Origin of the sequence: Celerinatantimonas marina, assembly GCF_046054165.1 — a bacterium.
In the GTDB taxonomy this organism is placed as follows: domain Bacteria; phylum Pseudomonadota; class Gammaproteobacteria; order Enterobacterales; family Celerinatantimonadaceae; genus Celerinatantimonas.
Genome location: NZ_JBFNXK010000003.1, coordinates 220,816 through 238,394, shown reverse-complemented (window position 1 = coordinate 238,394; position 17,579 = coordinate 220,816). Strand labels below are relative to the sequence as shown.

The window sequence follows — 17,579 nt, the reverse complement described above, 5'->3', positions numbered from 1 at the left end:
TTTGTACATATTTTAGTTGATGAAGGCGCGCAATGGATGATATCTCGTTACTGCTTGATGGTCTTAATTCGAAACAGCGACAGGCCGTCGCTGCTCCAGCGCAGAATATGCTGGTTCTGGCCGGAGCCGGAAGCGGGAAAACTCGGGTGCTGGTGCACCGACTCGCCTATTTGATGCAGGTTGAAGGGGTTTCACCCCATGCATTGCTGGCTGTAACCTTCACCAATAAAGCGGCTGCAGAGATGCGACATCGGGTCGCCTCTCTGGTTGGTCCCCGGTTTCAGGGAATTTGGTTGGGGACGTTTCATGGTCTGGCCCATCGTCTGTTACGGTCTCATTATCAACAGGCCAATTTACCGGAAGATTTTCAAATCATCGATTCAGAAGATCAACATCGGCTGTTGAAGCGGATTATCCGGAGCCTTAATCTGGATGAGAAGCAGTGGCCGCCGAAACAGGCCATGTGGTTTATCAATGCGCAGAAAGATGAAGGATTGCGTCCGGATCATATCGACTGGACGGGTAATCCGATTGAGCGACAGCTGGTGGATATCTATCGAACTTATCAGGATGCTTGTGATCGGGCTGGGTTAGTCGATTTTGCTGAATTGTTGCTCCGTTCTCTGGAACTGCTGCGAAATAATCCCTCGACTTTGAAACATTATCGGCAGCGTTTTCAGCACATATTGGTGGATGAATTTCAGGATACTAACGCGATCCAGTATGCCTGGCTGCGGCTGTTAGCGGGGCATACGGCCAAAGTGATGATTGTGGGCGATGATGACCAATCGATTTATGGCTGGCGAGGGGCTCGGATCGAAAATATTCAGAATTTTAGTCAGGATTTTAGTGACGTGGACGTGATCCGGCTGGAACAGAACTATCGTAGTAGCGGCATCATCTTGAAAGCAGCGAATGCATTGATTTCTCATAATCAGGGGCGTTTAGGCAAAGAATTATGGACTGAAGATGCAGCCGGAGAAGCCATCTCTGTCTATTCGGCATTTAATGAAGTGGATGAGGCTCGGTTTGTCGTCTCCCGGATCCGCTCGCATCTGGATCAGGGGGTGAGCTTGTCCGATTGTGCTATTTTGTATCGAAATAACGCGCAGTCGCGGGTTTTGGAAGAAGCGCTGATGCAGGAACAACTCGCCTATCGGATCTATGGTGGTGTCCGCTTCTTCGAACGTATGGAAATTAAAGATGCGTTGGCCTACTTACGTCTGATGAATAATCGTCAGGATGATGCTTCATTTGAACGGGTCGTGAATACGCCAACTCGGGGGATTGGGCAACGGACCATTGAACTATTGCGGCAAGTGGCTCGTGAACAGCAACTGAGTTTATGGAATGCAACCCGCTATGCGATGGAGCATAAATTATTAAATGGGCGAGCGAGCAATGCCCTCAAAGGTTTTATCGATTTGGTGAGTAGCTTGGCGGAGCATACCGACGCCATGAGTCTGGATGAACAGACCGAATATGTGATCCGGGCCAGTGGCCTGATGGCGATGTTCGAGGCTGAAAAAGGTGAAAAATCAGAGGCTCGCCTCGATAACTTAAAAGAGCTGGTGACGGCAACCCGTCAATTCACGCCGGATCCGAATAATGAAGAACTATCGCCGTTGGTGGCTTTCTTATCACATGCCGCATTAGAAGCCGGTGACAATCAGGCGGAAGCCGATGAGTCTGCCGTTCAGTTAATGACCCTGCATAGTGCGAAAGGTCTGGAGTTCCCCGTCGTTTTTTTAGTGGGGATGGAAGAAGATATGTTTCCGAGTCAGCAGTCGGTCGATGAATCCGGGCGATTGGAAGAAGAACGTCGATTGGCGTATGTGGGAATGACCCGGGCGATGACGAAGCTTTATCTATGTCATGCAGAAAGCCGACGGCTTTATGGTAAAGAGGCTTTTCACAGTCGATCCCGATTTATTCGGGAGTTACCTGTGGAATGTTTGGAAGAGATCCGGCTAACAACCCAAGTCAGCCAGCCGATGGCCAGTGGTCGGTTTTCTGCAGTGGCCGAACAGGCGGCTTTTGAACAGACTGGGTTTCGTTTAGGACAGCGGGTTGAGCACCCTAAATTCGGGGAAGGGACAATTCTTCAGTATGAAGGGAGCGGGGCACAAAGCCGGGTTCAGGTCCAGTTTGATGACGTCGGCAGTAAATGGCTGGTGGTCGCTTATGCCCGATTGATCTCGTTAGGTTAGACGGTTGAGCCCCGTCCGTTTTGGGGATGCTCGATCGTTAACGCTTAGTGAGCCGAGATTCGGGCATGTCGTCGATTTTCGAAAATAAAAACCAGTAGTGCGACCCAAATAAAGCCGAATGTCAGGAGCCTTTCGGGCGCTAGAGGTTCCTGATAGAGGGTGATCGCCAGAATAAAGGTTAGGGATGGGGCTAGATACTGAAAAAATCCCAGTGTCGACAGCGGGAGTCGTGTGGCTGCACCGGTAAAAAATAGCAGTGGAACGGTCGTGACGATCCCGGCACAGATAACGAGTAGTGTTAATGTGGGATGGGCCGTAAATAATTCTGGTGAACCGCTGTGATCCCAGAAAATGAGATAGATGAGAGCTAGTGGTAATAGCCAGACCGTTTCGATTAAAAGACCCGGTAATGCTGCAATTTGGATCTGTTTGCGTAGCAATCCATAGCTACTGAATGAGAGCGCTAAAGCGCTCGCGATCCAGGGAATAGCCCCAAATTCAATTAATTCCACAAGGACTCCGGCCAGCGCCAGTATTACGGCTAGCCATTGTAATGTCCGGAGTCGTTCCCGTAAAAATAGAATGCCCATGACGACATTGACGAGCGGTGTAATAAAGTAACCTAAACTGGTATCCAGAATATGATGGTGGTTGACGGCCCAGATAAAAATCAGCCAGTTACATCCGATGAGTAGGGCCGTGATCAGTAATATCAGGAGTTGCCGGGGGCGGCGTAATATTTGCTGAATTTGAGGGCCGTTACGGGTGAATCCACTCAGCAGTACCAATAATACACATGACCAGATAATCCGATGGCACAGGATATCGGAAGCGGCAACTTGATCGATGGCCCGAAAGTAAATGGGGGCAATTCCCCAGATAAGATAAGCCGTAAAGGCATAAATAGCCCCTAAGCGTACCGATGAATTGTGGCTCATATAGGGATGATAGTGATCTTAAAGGGCAATTAATCTAGCAGATCTGAGAGAAAAGCAAAATACAATGCTGGATTAATAGTCTGATTCAACGGTGGTTTGTTGGTGTTGAGGTCGGGAGCCCCATAAGGGGTTGATGGCTGGATAGTGTTCGCCTAGCTGACAGATTAATGGATCTAACTGTTCAAACAGATCCGGGCTTTGTGCCAGTCGTTCCCAGAGTTCGTGTAGCATTCCGGCTAACATCCGGCTAACTGGCGGATTGTCAATAACCTGCCAGGCCTGTAGACAATGCATCCCGGGAATAAGCTCATGGCTATACATGCAGAGGATCTCTTCAGGCCAAGGTGTACGGATCACCTGTGACATTTCGATATATTGGCAAAGTGGCTGACGCATAGCCATATAATGCAATTGGCAGCGATGCCGGGCAGGAAGTGTATTATCGTGGATGTATTCCAAGTGTTGATGCTGATTTTCAGGATCGATAAACAATCCCTGCTGACGGCAATCTACCATACGAAATCTAGGCAGAGGAACTTGATCCGGATAGCTGTTTTGCTCATAGGTAAGCCATTGTTTCAGTCCCTGATTTTGATTTATTTCCGAAGCGGAAAGACAGCATTCTAATAGTTCTCGGATGTAAGCATCGCGTTGAACATTAATATGGGAGCGGACTGACATAGGCACTTCCCCAGCATGAAAGTATTATTTAATTAGTATAGTGAAGAAAATAGGGGCGAAAGGTTTTTTCGCCGTAAAATGAGTGCATCGATCGCATTTTGTGCTAAATAGCTGTGGCGTTAAACTAAACCGTTGCTTGTGAGATGAGGCCTTTAAACTCACCACAAACGCGGATACAAACGCTTTATTGCTGACATTTTATCGCATGGATTGGGATGGAAGACGCGGCTTATCCGAATGGGTTCTGGTTTCAGAATCGGGCATAATTGAAAGAATTATTTAGGGGACATCGTTCTTTGCCATATCAAAGTTGTTCCCCTGAGATGTAAATAAAGATAAGTGAGTCAGATATGAAATCGCCCTCGCAGGTGCTGCAGGATGTGTTTGGTTATAGTGAGTTTCGACAGGGGCAACTGGAGATTATCCATCGGATCTTAGAGGGTCAGGATGGACTGGTGCTCATGCCCACCGGAGGCGGAAAATCACTCTGTTATCAAGTGCCTGCTTTATTGCTTCCGGGAATGACGGTGGTCGTGTCGCCTCTGATTTCGTTGATGAAGGATCAGGTGGATGCATTGCTCCACAATGGGGTTAGTGCCGCTTATCTGAATTCGAGCTTGAGTTGGGAACAGACCCAACAGTTGTTTGCACAGTTAAACCGACAACAGATTAAGCTGTTGTATATTTCCCCCGAACGATTACTAGGCAATGATTTTCTAGCTAATTTTAATGATTGGCAGATTAGCTTACTGGCTATCGATGAAGCACACTGTATTTCGCAATGGGGCCATAATTTTCGTCCTGAATATGCAGCGCTTGGGCAGATCAAACAGCGTTTTCCTGAGCTGCCGGTGGTGGCTCTGACCGCGACCGCAGATCAGACGACCCGTGAAGATATCCTGCAACGATTGATGTTACGCGATCCATTTTTCCATCAGGCCAGCTTTGATCGACCCAATATCCGCTATACGGTTCAGGAGAAATATCGCCCTTGGCAGCAATTGCGCGAATATGTCAGAAGTCATCATGACGAATGCGGCATTGTGTATTGTGGAAGCCGAAGACGGGTCGAGGAACTGGCCGCTAAATTGGCTGGTGAAGGGATTAGTTCAGCAGCCTATCATGCCGGGTTAGCTCTTGCTGAGCGGCAGCGGGTTCAGGATGCTTTTCAACACGATGAACTGAATGTGGTCGTGGCGACGGTGGCTTTTGGTATGGGAATTGATAAGCCTAATGTTCGTTATGTTGTGCATTATGACATCCCACGCAATATCGAAGCTTATTATCAGGAAACCGGTCGGGCGGGACGAGATGGGTTACCCGCGGAAGCGGTGATGTTATTTGATCCGGCTGATGCCGCGTGGATCCGGCGGATGATTGATGAAACGGAGAATGAGCAGTTGCGGCGGGTAGAAAGCCATAAGTTTAATGCTATGGCCGCATTTGCTGAGGCACAAACCTGTCGTCGCCAAGTATTACTTAACTATTTCGGCGAATATCAGTCTAAACCTTGTGGAAACTGTGATGTTTGTTTAGATCCGCCGCAGCGTTACGATGGTTTGGAAGAGGCTCAAAAAGCATTATCGTGTGTTTATCGGTTGAATCAGTCTTATGGTATCGGTTATGTTATAGAAGTGTTACGGGGAAGCCTAAACCAGCGTATTGTTGAACAAGGGCATGATAAGTTATCGACTCACGGTATTGGTAAAAATCGTTCGCATGACCATTGGATAAGTGTACTGCGGCAGTTGATTCACTTAGGATTTTTGACGCAAAACATCACCCGGGGGTCTGTGCTTCAACTGACTCCGGCTGCTCGTGGTATTTTGCGAGGAGAGCAGCCGTTGCAGTTGGCACTTCCTCGATTGAATGTGGCTACCCGAAAAGAGCATAAATTAGCAACGGTATATGATAAACGATTGTTTGCATTGCTTCGTCGTTTACGAAAACAACTGGCAGAGATGGAGGAAGTTCCTCCGTTTGTTGTTTTTAATGATGCGACGCTGATCGAGATGGCTCAGGAATTTCCCGTGACGGCCACTCAGATGCTCAGTATTGCGGGGGTTGGACGTAAAAAACTAGAGCGTTATGGGGAGGCCTTTATTGAAGCTATTATCCATTACCAGAATAATCCCTTATCTTCATAGACTTATTTTTTTCTGCTTCTGGGGAAATCTCGACTAAGGTTATTTTTAGTACCTGATATCCAGTGTCAGGTAGCCGGGAAGATGTATGACTTTCTGGTAAAAATAACGAAAGGAGCATTTAATGAGTACGATGAGTACCCTGATCATTGATATTTCTGTTGGACAACCGGTTGTTGGTATGAATGTTCGTCTGGAGCGTTTTGACGGAACCTGGATTGAACTGGTGCAGCAGCCGACTGATGAAAATGGTGCTATCGGTCCCGATATTTTTGGTGAATTGGAGGCAGGACATTATCGCCTGACGGCTGCCTCTGGAGTATGGTTTGCACAGCAGCAAAGGGAATCATTTTACGTTCATGCTCAAATAGAATTTAAGTTGTCATATAAGGTTCAACATTACCATTTACCTTTATTTATTAGTCCTTGGGCCTGGTCCAGTTATCAGGAACCTTCCATGCAAAGTCGTCCGGTCAGTCATTGATCGCCGGACCCACGAAAAGAAGGAGCTCATGATGCCAATTGTAAAAGCAGTCGAGTTACCGAAAGTGATCCTGAATGTATGGCGAGGAATTGCGATCGTTCTGACCGTGTGGGGAGTGGGTTTTAGTATTGCTGCGATTAGTTTGCAGCATCATTTTCTCTGGCATGATTTGGTGTTTATTTGGGGAGGCATCCTCGGGATGGTATTGGGATTGGCTGTGATGGCTAGACTATTGATTTGGGGGCAGAAGCTGAGCCAGCCTCGAGAGCACGTTTGGGCGCAGCATGAATCCGATCGGGTGAACGACTGGCAGTGAGAGTGGATCTGCCATAAAGGCGCGGTATACTGGCTTATCTGTTGTTGAAGAGATGTTTTTATGCCGAGCCAATTTTATGTCATCCGCCATGGGCAAACTCAATACAATGCAGAGCAGCGTCTGCAGGGTCAGTGTAACTCGAATTTAACTGAATTAGGGTGCCGTCAGGCTCAAGCGGTTGGTGAATCGCTGGCCGCTCGGGTTTTTGCCGAAGACTGGACGATTGTGTCGAGTCCTTTGGGCCGAGCCGTGCAAACGGCACATTTAATTGCCAAAGCCATCTCGTATCCCGAGAGTGATATTCAATTGGATGATCGGCTCATGGAGTTTAATCTGGGAGACTGGGAAGCACAGGTGGCTCCGGAGATTAAAGCTCAGCACCCGGAATTTATCGGGAGTAAAGATTGGTATCTCCATGCTCCTCATGCCGAACGTTATGAGCAGGTTTGCGCACGTTTACAGCAGTGGCTGGATGATCCACAAACGCCGGAACGGGTGATTGTTGTCAGCCATGCATTAACAGGGTCTGTTTTAAGAGGCTTGCTGACTGGACTATCCCGGGAGCAGGTTTTTACTCAGCCACGTCCACAAGATGCTTACTTTTATGTTGAAGGTGGGCAGATCCAAACGGTCCCGTGTGCATTGTAAATTGGATGGGTGCTGATTGAGACAAACCTCGTTGGTTGCTTTCAGAGGTTTATCTCAATTTTACGACCGAGGCGTTCCTTTAATAAGTGGGCCAGCCATTGTCATCCCAGTTGAGATCACTGATGAGCAGTTTTGAAGCGCCATTATCAGTCGCATCATAGGCATGACGGACTATGGTATGGTTATCGACGATATCTTCGCCGCCAGGACCGACCCAGTGGTCATTTCCGCTATCGAATAAACTACCGCCGCCATTTAACATATCTACCCCGTCTTTATCAAGGTAAGGGCCGGTAATTGAAGTCGCCCGCCCATAACGGATTTGATAGGTACTATTGACGCCTTGACAACAGCGGCCGACGGAGACAAATAGATAGTAATAGCCGTTGTGATATGTGATTGAAGTGGCTTCAATTCCTCCGGAGCGCCGAGCCAGACTGTAGATTGTGCCACTAGGTTTCATGGTGGTGGCGTTGAGCCGGGTTAGTTTGATCCCGTCAAACCAAGACCCAAATGCCAGCCAAGGTTTGTTATTTTCATCGATGACTAATTCTGGATCGATCGCGTTATAACCGGTATTGCTATTACTGCGGATAACTAGCCCTTGATCGGACCAGTGATCCGATGCCGGATCCGAACTACTCAAGAGGCCAATGGCAGAGGTATTGGACCCGAATGTTGAAATCGCATAGTAGAGGTAATATTGGTCGCCAAATTTACGGACATCCGGGGCCCAGACATCCAGCCCGTTGTTATCCGGCACATAGGTTGTCCACCAGCTTAAACCATTGGGAAGAAGGGCACTTAAATTAGTCCAACTCAGTCCCCCGTTGTAGGAAACTTTACGGCTGATACCATTGCCGGTATTAAATTCATACCAAGTGTTATTAACGTGAATCACAGTGGGATCATGAGTCCCGATATCGCCGGATAGTGGCCAGTGATAAGTGGTCGTATTCTGAGTTCGGAACTGCCATTGTTGCCAGTTCCCACCGTTATCTTCCCACTGGCTGATATTGGCTCCATTGCTGGTGGATCTTTCGTAAACCTCCATGACTTTGCCAGAAAACTTATTCGTTAATGTGAAGTAACCATTGTGTTGAGACTGGACAGACCAGAGCTGTGAATCTCGTCCGGCGTAGCTCCATTCGGATATATTGGCACCGTTGTCCGCACTCCAGTTGTAGACTTCGGCACTGCCCCCTCCGGCTAAGTTCACCAGAGAATAGTACCCATCACCTCGGTAGGTTACGCGCCATTTTTGGCGATTGGTGCCGGTGACATTGGCCTGAATAATATTCGTTGGATTATCAGCGCCGCCATTAACCACTTCTAATGCTTTTTGACTATTTCTATTCTGAATAATGTAAATACCATCATCAATGACCTGATTTGCAGCCCAACTCCCGGTCGGGATGACGATTGCAAAGAAGGCCATAGTCCAGGGAAAAGTTTTCATATTGATCCTTGTTTGAATCCATTGGCCGAGTGGGCCAAACTGCGGGAGTAGCTATTGACTAATTTGTTGCTAATATTATTAATAATATAAACAGTTAATATTTGTGTGAGTTCGATAACATTTTAATTAAAAAGCTGCGGTTTCAAGATAAAGGGACGTTATATTGCTTAGCTGTATCAAAGAATTATCGTTTTTATTGTGTCGTCAGTTAGGGTTGGGGAGTCATCAGATCGTGTTTAATCATCAGCAGGGACAAGCGTGTTCAATTGAAGGGGCGCAGATTTATTACGAGTGTTTGGGAGAGCCTGACGCTCCAGCCTTGATTTTGTTACATGGCGGTTTTGGTCAGATGGAAATTTTTAATCCGATTCTGGCCCCGATGTTAGATCGGTTTCATGTGATTGGTATTGACAGCCGGGGACATGGTGCATCCACGCTCGGTGAGCAACCGTTAAGCTATGGTCAGTTGCAGCAGGATGTTGAAGCTCTACTAGAACATTTAGGTATCCGTCGTTGTCATTTGTTGGGATTTAGCGATGGTGGGATTGTGGGTTATCGGATGGCTGTCGCTTCTTCGATACACATTGATTCGTTGGTTACGATCGGTTCTCGTTGGCATATTCAGCATACCTTACCGACCCGGGAACAATTTTTAGCGACAACGGCAGAAGATCGCCAGCGGGATTATCCGCAGGTTTATCAAAAATATCAGCAACTCAATCCTCAACCGGATTTCCCCGATTTAGTTCGTCAATTGGTCGCCATGTGGCTGGATGAATCGACTCAGGGTTATCCTGGGGGCAAAATACAGGATATCAGTTGTCCATTATTGGTTTGTCGAGGTGATCAGGATCCATTACTTGGGCGGCAGCCGGTTTATGAGATTGCGGAGCGTTTAGAACAGGCACAACTTTTTAACCTCCCGGGGGCGAAGCATATGGCATTTGCTGATCAGGCGGCAATTTTCCGATCCGTCTTGGGGCAATTCTGGGATCATTTGTAGAATGATTTGATGCAATTCGATTAATGATAAAAATATTGATATTGAATCATGCGATTATTGGGTTTCAAAGGCGATAAAAATTGCCGATGTGTGCAAATAAATTATGTCGGTTTAGATGATCCAAAAGATCTTTCTGAATGGATAAAATTAGTTTTTGATCAGCAAGTTACTGGTGAACAGGGGGCCGATTGGTGGATCTGGCCCGTTCAGTGGGGTGAATTTTGGTTCTTGCGTTATTGTGAATTGACCGCTACTCTATGGTTTGAACTGCAAGGCCGGGCCGGGTATGATTCAGCCGCAGCTGAACTCTGCGCCCAGTTATCTCAATTCGTTAAAGACTCTCATGATTAAGGTTGTCGATTGAGCGATGGTGATCGTTTGTTGATGGCTTGCGGTCGTTGTTATGACATTTAATAAAGATCTTAAGTGGATCGATATTTTGATCCATTCAGGTTCTGTTTTTTTATGTGTAAAGGACAGTTGAGATGGCGGATGAATTTTCCACATGCAGGTATGGAATATCCCCTAATTGAAGATCTTTATTTCTTAAATTAAGTATTTGTTTTATATAAAAAATTTTAACATTATTCTATCTTTTTTCAAAAAGATGGAAGATTTGTGTTTTTTTGTCAACAAAGTTATCCACAAGTATTCCAGTGCGGATGTCAGCGGGTGTTGTCTGGTACTAAAAGGCGAGCTGTGGCATTATGCCGCGAATAAGATAGCAGACAACAGAGAATAAAAGATGGCAACAATTGCTGATAATCCGGTGGTATTAATTGATGGATCCTCTTATCTCTTCCGGGCCTATTACGCGCCTCCTCATCTAACGAATTCTAAAGGTGAAGCCACTGGGGCTGTTTACGGCGTCATCAATATGTTGCGTAGTATTCTCAAACAGGTTTCACCACAGCGGATTGCGGTCGTATTCGATGCCAAGGGCAAAAATTTCAGACATGAGATGTTTGCCGAATATAAGGCTAATCGGCCTCCGATGCCGGATGATCTGAGGACTCAGATTGAGCCGGTTCATGAAATTATTAAAGCCATGGGATTGCCTCTCATTGTTGAGCCTGGCGTTGAGGCTGACGATGTTATTGGGACACTAGCTAAACAGGCTTCTGAGGCCGGATACCCAGTGTTGATCAGTACGGGCGATAAAGATATGGCGCAGCTGGTAGATGATCACATCATGCTGGTGAATACCATGACCGACACCTTGTTAGATCATGAGGGTGTGGTGGATAAATTTGGGGTTCGTCCCGATCAGATCATCGATTATCTAGCATTGATGGGGGATAGTGTGGATAACATTCCAGGCGTTCCCAAGTGTGGGCCAAAAACAGCGGTGAAATGGTTAGCACAGTATGATTCCTTAGCCGGGTTATTGGAACATCAGGATGATATTAAAGGGAAGATTGGTGAAAATTTACGGGCGTTTGCTGGGCAATTACCTCTTTCTTATCAGCTGGCCACGATTCGAACCGATTTGGAATTAAGTGTCGGTTGTGATGATTTGGCGATTCAGCCTCAAGATCCGGATCGTTTGGTTGAGCTCTTTGGCCAACTGGAGTTTCGCCGTTGGTTATCTGAGTTATTGGAGGCTAAACCCGAAGTGGCACCGGCAACGGTAACTGCGACGGTCACAGATGAAGCGGCGCCCGTAGCTGAGCCGAAGGCGGTTGTCGATGATGCAGATTATGAGATTATCCTGACGACGGAACAATTGGATCGCTGGTGTGACAAACTCCAACAGGCTGAATTATTTGCTCTGGATACGGAAACAACCTCGCTGAATTATATGCAAGCCGATTTGGTTGGATTATCGTTTTCCGTGAAGGCTGGAGAAGCCGCGTATTTACCAATTGGCCATGATTATCCAGATGCTCCGGAACAGCTATCCCGGGAGTTGGTTCTGGAACGATTAAAACCCATTCTTGAAGATCCTAATGCCCGTAAAGTGGGTCAAAATTTAAAATATGATCAGAGTATTCTGGCTCGTGCGGGGATTGAACTTCAGGGAATTGCTTTTGATACCATGTTGGAATCCTATGTGATCAATAGTACCGGTTCCCGTCATGATATGGATTCACTGGCGCTTAAATATCTGCAACATCGTTGCATTAGTTTTGAAGAAGTGGCGGGTAAAGGGGCGAAGCAGCTGACATTCAATCAGATCGAGCTTGAAAAAGCAGGTCCCTATGCAGCTGAGGATGCGGATATTACCTTGCGGTTACATCAGGCTCTTTGGCCTGAATTAGAAAAAAATGCAAAGTTGAAGAAGCTTTTTGCAGAAGTTGAATTGCCGCTGGTTTCTATTTTATCGGCTGTCGAACGGCGTGGCGTGCGTTTAGATTGCGATAAACTGCGTGAGCACAGTGAGCGTCTGGCCCAGCGTATTGATGAGGTGGAACAGAAAGCCTATGAGCTGGCCGGTGAAGCATTTAATTTGGGTTCTCCAAAACAGTTACAGGAAATCCTGTTTGAAAAAATGGGATTGCCGGTTAAGAAAAAAACACCCAAAGGGGCTCCTTCAACGGCTGAAGAGGTCTTAGCCGAGCTGGCTCTCGACTATCCGTTACCGGCTACAATTCTTGAATACCGGGGATTGAGCAAACTTAAATCAACTTATACGGATAAGCTTCCGGAATTGGTGGATCCGCAGACGAATCGGGTTCATACCTCTTATCATCAGGCTGTGACTGCGACCGGTCGATTGTCATCCAGTGATCCTAATTTGCAGAATATTCCGATTCGAAACGACGAAGGGCGGAAGATCCGTCAGGCCTTCATTGCTGAAGAGGGCTTTAAACTCGTTGCTATTGACTATTCGCAAATTGAGCTGCGAATTATGGCACATTTGTCGGCAGATGAAGGGTTACTGGCCGCATTCGCTGCTGGTAAAGATATTCATCGAGCAACTGCCGCCGAAGTTTTTGGTGAAACGCTGGAACAAGTTACCCATGAGCAGCGTCGTAGTGCGAAAGCTATTAACTTTGGTTTGATCTATGGTATGAGTGCTTTTGGACTGGCTCGTCAGTTGGGGATTGGTCGTTATGATGCACAGCATTATATGGATACCTATTTTGAACGTTATCCGGGAGTGCATCGTTATATGGAAGAAACTCGAGCTCAGGCTGCAGAAGATGGGTATGTTGAGACTATTTTTGGTCGTCGACTCTATCTGCCGGAGATCAACGCCCGTAATGGCATGCGTCGGGCGGCAGCTGAACGAGCGGCGATCAATGCCCCGATGCAGGGGAGCGCTGCGGATATTATTAAGAAAGCGATGATCGCCGTGGATCGTTATATTCATCAATATCAGTTGCAGGCAAAAGTGCGAATGCTGATGCAGGTACACGATGAATTAGTGTTTGAAGTGGCACAAGATGAGGTTGAATCCCTGGCTAGTCAACTGAAAATGGTCATGGAACAGGCTGTATCACTACATATTCCGTTAGTGGCCGAAGCCGGGATCGGTGACAATTGGGATGAAGCCCATTAGCTCTTTTCCATAGTGTCAACGCTGTTGGCCTAGTATGAAGCCAACAGTGAGCCGCTTTTAAATCATTTATTTCTAAAATTTAGTGATCCTGATTTGTGATAAGGATCGCTAAATTTGGTCTGATAAGTTGTTTTTGTCTTTTCATATAAAATATAAAAGTATTTTATTCTTTTAAAATAAATATAATTAGTAATTAATTTTAAATTAAAAAATTAAATAGATAAAATCGATATTTTATATCAATTAATTAATTCATCAAAAACAAGTAAATAGAGGAATTGGTCAGGCAGGCTCTGAAATTAGATTACAAAACCCCTTTATTTTTTGAGTGATATCTCTTATATTAACTCTTGTAGGGTACAGAGGTAAGATGTTCTATCTTTCAGACCTTTTATTTCACGTAGTTGAATAGGCTTTATAGCTGCCCCAGTAGATTTCTACTGGGGCTTTTTTTATGCTTCGCTCACAAAAATAACTTAAATATTGTGGCGATCTCCCATCTCTAATCTATCTTGATTGACACGCGTGAAATGTAAAAAAATTACAAAAATGAATAGGTTCTATTGGCCTTTTTAGCTGAGGGTTTACCAGTTTTTTTTGATTAAAAATTTTGAACTTTTAGCTATTTGTTTCGTCTTACATTATGTACTTGTATAGAGCCTTCAGTTTTTTAGTCCGAACATTCCTTTTACCTCACCACTTTTTAGTTGTGAGGTTTTTTTTTAAAGGAGTTCAGTGATAAGGGCTGTGGGGTAAATTGAAGGGGCTGATTAATCTTCAATAAATTGAAAGCACACGCCTAGCCTAGTCCGGTAGATAAGTATTAAACCACTGATTTAGGATCGTTTCGAGCTGGGGAAGTCCGGTGTTTTTTAACGATGAAAAAGCTTCAATTCGCACGTCGCCACAAAATGCCAGTGCGGCTTCCCGACACTTGAGTAACATTGATTTTCGTGCGCCTTGTTTAAGTTTATCTGCTTTGGTCAACAACCCCAGTACTGGAATTTGACAATCCACAGCCCATTGGATCAAGTGTTGATCCAGCTCTCGCAATGGGTGTCGGATATCCATCAGTACGACCAATCCACGCAGACTTTCACGATGTTGCAGATATTCGGATAGTGATTTTTGCCACTCAAGTTTCATGGCTTCCGGTACTTTCGCAAAACCGTATCCAGGGAGATCGATAAGTCGTTTTTGTTCTTCAATTTCAAATACATTGATGAGTTGGGTGCGTCCCGGGGTTTTACTGGTTCGTGCCAGATTTTTTTGTCGGGTGAGTGCATTAAGTGCGCTTGATTTTCCGGCATTGGAGCGTCCGGCAAAAGCGATTTCAATCCCGGTATCCGCAGGCATCGCGCGAATATTAGGGGCACTGGTTAAAAATCGGGCTTTTGAAAAATTAAGTTGAGATTCAGACACCAAGCTACTCCTCTGTCGTGGTGAAAGGATGAGCGACTCATTCTTTGGGGCAGAGTGTAGCAGACTGTCCAGACAAGGGCTATTGTGGGTTTGTCTTGGCTCGGAGCGGTGATAGAATCGCGCTCCATTTGAACAAATGTGCTAAGTTGTTCGTTAGAAATTACAGTGGCAGGGGATACGGTTATGGCATATCGGAAAAAAAGTCGTAAAGGGGGATTGCTGGCACCCCGTAAAAATGCAGATTTTAAAGCGGATCGTGAATTGCCCGTCGATAAAGTGAAAAAAGGCAAAGGCAAGCCAAGTGGCTCTCGGCAATTAGGTACCAGTACTGATCAATCTGGAAAAGCAAGCCGTCAAAGCGCGAACCATGATCGCCGGATCGGGAGTAAAAAACCGGTACAATTGGTCGCCGCTGGTTCATTAGCCACACAGGCTGTGATTAAACCATCGAAGGTTAAAGCCGTGGAAGAACCGACTTTGAGTAAAGCGCAGCAGTTAGAACAGTTGGAAACGGATCCTCGATTAGTGGCATTGCTGGATAAGGCTGACGATGGATTGGAGTTAACCTTACAAGAACAGCAATGGCTGGATGCAACTTTGGATAAAATTAGTCAGCTGATGGATGAGTTAGGTCTTTCAGAGGATGAAGATGACGAAGATGAGAGCGATGAAAACTGGGATCATTTTGAGTCAGATGATTTAGAACAATGGCTTTCAGAGGATGAGGATGACTCCCGGAAGTAATATCTGAATCGTGTTATTCGATAGGATGAACACGATTTAAGAGGCCAACGGGTTGCCTGATGCGAATTCTGTTATCTGAACTGAATGGCCGTGATGTACACTAAACCGAGAGTGGTGGCTCTAGGGCCTGAATAAGGAATTGCCCAAGGGGGATGATATCGATGACTTCGTTAGCCGTACGGTGGGATCAGTCGCTGATTGAAAAATATAATTATGCCGGTCCGCGTTATACCAGCTATCCAACCGCACTGGAGTTCAATGAATCATTTGGTTTTGAGGACTTTTCCAAAGCCGCAGGGCGTTACCCGCAACGCCCGCTATCACTCTATGTTCATATTCCGTTTTGCCATAAGCTTTGTTATTACTGCGGTTGTAATAAAATAGTGACCCGTCATCAGGATAAAGCAGATATTTATCTGGATGCCCTAGAGCGCGAGATCCAAACGTTGGCCCCTCAATTTGTTGATCGTCAGGTCACTCAGCTCCATTGGGGAGGCGGAACACCGACGTTTTTAAATGAAGCCCAGATCCGTCGCTTAATGGGGATGCTCCGCAGCCATTTTCAAATTGAAACAAATGCCGAAATCAGTATTGAAATCGATCCTCGTGAAATAACACTGGATACGATGGACCTGCTGGCTGAGCTGGGATTTATGCGGTTGAGTGTCGGTATTCAGGATTTTAATCTTCAGGTCCAACAAGCGATTAATCGGGTTCAGGATGAAGCGTTTATTAAGGCGTTGCTGGTTCGGGCCCGTGAAGTTGGGTTTCAATCGATTAATTTAGATTTGATTTACGGTTTGCCTTTTCAAACCCCGGAGAGTTTTCACAAAACTTTACAGGAAGTCAAAGCATTACATCCGGATCGATTGTCCGTATTTAATTATGCCCATCTGCCCAGTCATTTTGCATCCCAGCGAAAAATCAAAGAAGCTGATTTACCGACCCCAGAGCAGAAGTTAACCCTATTACGCGATACGATTAACGATTTGGTGGATAGTGGCTACCAGTTTATCGGTATGGATCATTTTGCTCATCCAGATGATTCATTGGCGATTGCTCAGCGTCAGGGTATTTTACATCGTAATTTTCAAGGATATACCACTCAAGGTGAGTGTGACTTGCTGGGGCTTGGGGTGTCATCCATCAGTATGCTGGGCGATGATTACAGCCAGAATCAGAAAACCCTTCAGGAGTATTATGCTCAGGTTAGACAGCAGGGGCATGCGCAGTGGAAAGGGTTGGTTTTGAGTCGGGATGACATTATCCGGCGCGATGTGATTAAAGCGTTGATGTGTAATTTTACGCTGGAATTTGCTGAGATTGATCAGCGCTATCATATTGATTTTCATATTTATTTTGAGCGCGATCTGGCAGAGTTAAAGCCACTCGAAAATGATGGATTGCTGACGGTTACCGCTGAAGGAATTTCAGTGAGCCCTACTGGTCGATTGCTTATCCGCAATATCGCGATGTGTTTTGATACGTATTTACGGCAGAAACGCCATGAACGTCAGTTCTCGCGGGTGATTTAACTCCAACCTCAACCCCCTCTAACTCCCCCTTTGAAGAGCAAGGGGGAGAATGATTTCCTTTCGATGTTATGTTGTATCCCGGATTCCACGGTGGTGAGGACTTTTAACCATAACCGCATATGTATCCGGGATTTTGTGATGCTCAATTCAGGTTACGGCGGTGGTTGAGGTCCCAGTATTAATCACAATAGCTTTTGTCGCCCGGATGGAGCCTGCGTAATCCGGGAGGGAGCTATGATGGTTTTGATCTTAGATTTTACGGTGTTGCATCCGGGCTACGGTGGTGAGGACTTTTAACCACAACCGCATATGTATCCGGGATTTTGCGATGCTTAATTCGGGTTATGGTTGTGGTCCCAGCATTGACGATTTTAATCACAATAGCTTTTGTAGACCGGATGGAGCCTGCGTAATCCGGGAGCGAGCCATGATGGTTTTGATCTTAGATTTTACGTTGTTGCATCCGGGCTACGGTGGTGGTGACTTTTAA

General features: G+C 46.0%; 15 protein-coding genes. 11 read left to right on the top strand and 4 right to left on the bottom strand.

The annotated features are described in order from the left end of the window. The first annotated feature begins 32 nt into the window (after positions 1-32). Positions 33-2,210 carry a DNA helicase II gene (gene uvrD / locus ABUE20_RS04995; RefSeq protein ID WP_408618742.1) on the top strand — a complete coding sequence of 726 codons (2,178 nt, stop codon included), beginning with the start codon at positions 33-35 and terminating at the stop codon, positions 2,208-2,210. 44 nt (positions 2,211-2,254) lie between these two features. On the opposite strand, the gene rarD is transcribed toward uvrD, so the two are convergent. Both rarD and ABUE20_RS04985 read right to left on the bottom strand, forming a co-directional pair. Further along, complete coding sequence (rarD, locus tag ABUE20_RS04990; RefSeq protein ID WP_408618741.1) at positions 2,255-3,148, bottom strand: EamA family transporter RarD; 894 nt, start codon at positions 3,146-3,148, stop codon at positions 2,255-2,257. A gap of 72 nt (positions 3,149-3,220) precedes the next feature. Then, positions 3,221-3,829: an AbiTii domain-containing protein gene (locus ABUE20_RS04985; RefSeq protein WP_408618740.1), complete on the bottom strand. Its 609-nt coding sequence runs from the start codon at positions 3,827-3,829 to the stop codon at positions 3,221-3,223. Between the two features lie 350 nt (positions 3,830-4,179). Here ABUE20_RS04985 and recQ point away from each other — a divergent pair, with 350 nt between their 5' ends. From recQ to ABUE20_RS04965, 4 genes are all read left to right on the top strand, one after another. Then, positions 4,180-5,976 carry a DNA helicase RecQ gene (recQ, locus tag ABUE20_RS04980; protein WP_408618739.1) on the top strand — a complete coding sequence of 599 codons (1,797 nt, stop codon included), beginning with the start codon at positions 4,180-4,182 and terminating at the stop codon, positions 5,974-5,976. 121 nt (positions 5,977-6,097) lie between these two features. Next, positions 6,098-6,457, top strand: coding sequence for a hydroxyisourate hydrolase (locus ABUE20_RS04975; protein WP_408618738.1), 360 nt, complete (start codon positions 6,098-6,100; stop codon positions 6,455-6,457). A gap of 28 nt (positions 6,458-6,485) precedes the next feature. After that, positions 6,486-6,773 (top strand): hypothetical protein, encoded by a 288-nt coding sequence (locus ABUE20_RS04970; protein ID WP_408618737.1) that lies wholly within the window; start codon positions 6,486-6,488, stop codon positions 6,771-6,773. A gap of 60 nt (positions 6,774-6,833) precedes the next feature. Then, positions 6,834-7,421, top strand: coding sequence for a histidine phosphatase family protein (locus ABUE20_RS04965; protein WP_408618736.1), 588 nt, complete (start codon positions 6,834-6,836; stop codon positions 7,419-7,421). Between the two features lie 79 nt (positions 7,422-7,500). Here ABUE20_RS04965 and ABUE20_RS04960 read toward each other — a convergent pair whose 3' ends face one another. Further along, positions 7,501-8,880: a family 43 glycosylhydrolase gene (locus ABUE20_RS04960; protein ID WP_408618735.1), complete on the bottom strand. Its 1,380-nt coding sequence runs from the start codon at positions 8,878-8,880 to the stop codon at positions 7,501-7,503. Positions 8,881-9,043: 163 nt separating this feature from the next. Here ABUE20_RS04960 and ABUE20_RS04955 point away from each other — a divergent pair, with 163 nt between their 5' ends. From ABUE20_RS04955 to polA, 3 genes are all read left to right on the top strand, one after another. Next, entirely contained in the window at positions 9,044-9,883 is an 840-nt protein-coding gene (locus tag ABUE20_RS04955) for an alpha/beta fold hydrolase (RefSeq protein WP_408618734.1), read from the top strand. A gap of 48 nt (positions 9,884-9,931) precedes the next feature. Then, on the top strand, positions 9,932-10,234 hold the full coding sequence (locus ABUE20_RS04950; RefSeq protein ID WP_408618733.1) for a hypothetical protein: 303 nt from the start codon (positions 9,932-9,934) through the stop codon (positions 10,232-10,234). A 394-nt stretch (positions 10,235-10,628) separates the two neighbouring features. Beyond that, entirely contained in the window at positions 10,629-13,388 is a 2,760-nt protein-coding gene (gene polA / locus ABUE20_RS04945; RefSeq protein WP_408618732.1) for a DNA polymerase I, read from the top strand. An 804-nt stretch (positions 13,389-14,192) separates the two neighbouring features. Here the strand turns inward: polA and yihA are convergent. After that, positions 14,193-14,810: a ribosome biogenesis GTP-binding protein YihA/YsxC gene (gene yihA / locus ABUE20_RS04940; protein WP_408618731.1), complete on the bottom strand. Its 618-nt coding sequence runs from the start codon at positions 14,808-14,810 to the stop codon at positions 14,193-14,195. 183 nt (positions 14,811-14,993) lie between these two features. Between yihA and yihI the strand changes: the two genes are divergently transcribed. From yihI to ABUE20_RS04925, 3 genes are all read left to right on the top strand, one after another. Next, positions 14,994-15,554 carry a Der GTPase-activating protein YihI gene (gene yihI / locus ABUE20_RS04935; RefSeq protein ID WP_408618730.1) on the top strand — a complete coding sequence of 187 codons (561 nt, stop codon included), beginning with the start codon at positions 14,994-14,996 and terminating at the stop codon, positions 15,552-15,554. 161 nt (positions 15,555-15,715) lie between these two features. After that, the gene (gene hemN / locus ABUE20_RS04930) at positions 15,716-17,089 is read left to right on the top strand and encodes an oxygen-independent coproporphyrinogen III oxidase (RefSeq protein ID WP_408618729.1); all 1,374 of its coding nucleotides are present in this window, start codon (positions 15,716-15,718) and stop codon (positions 17,087-17,089) included. Between the two features lie 328 nt (positions 17,090-17,417). Further along, positions 17,418-17,579, top strand: a complete 162-nt coding sequence (locus tag ABUE20_RS04925) for a hypothetical protein (protein WP_408618728.1) — start codon at positions 17,418-17,420, stop codon at positions 17,577-17,579.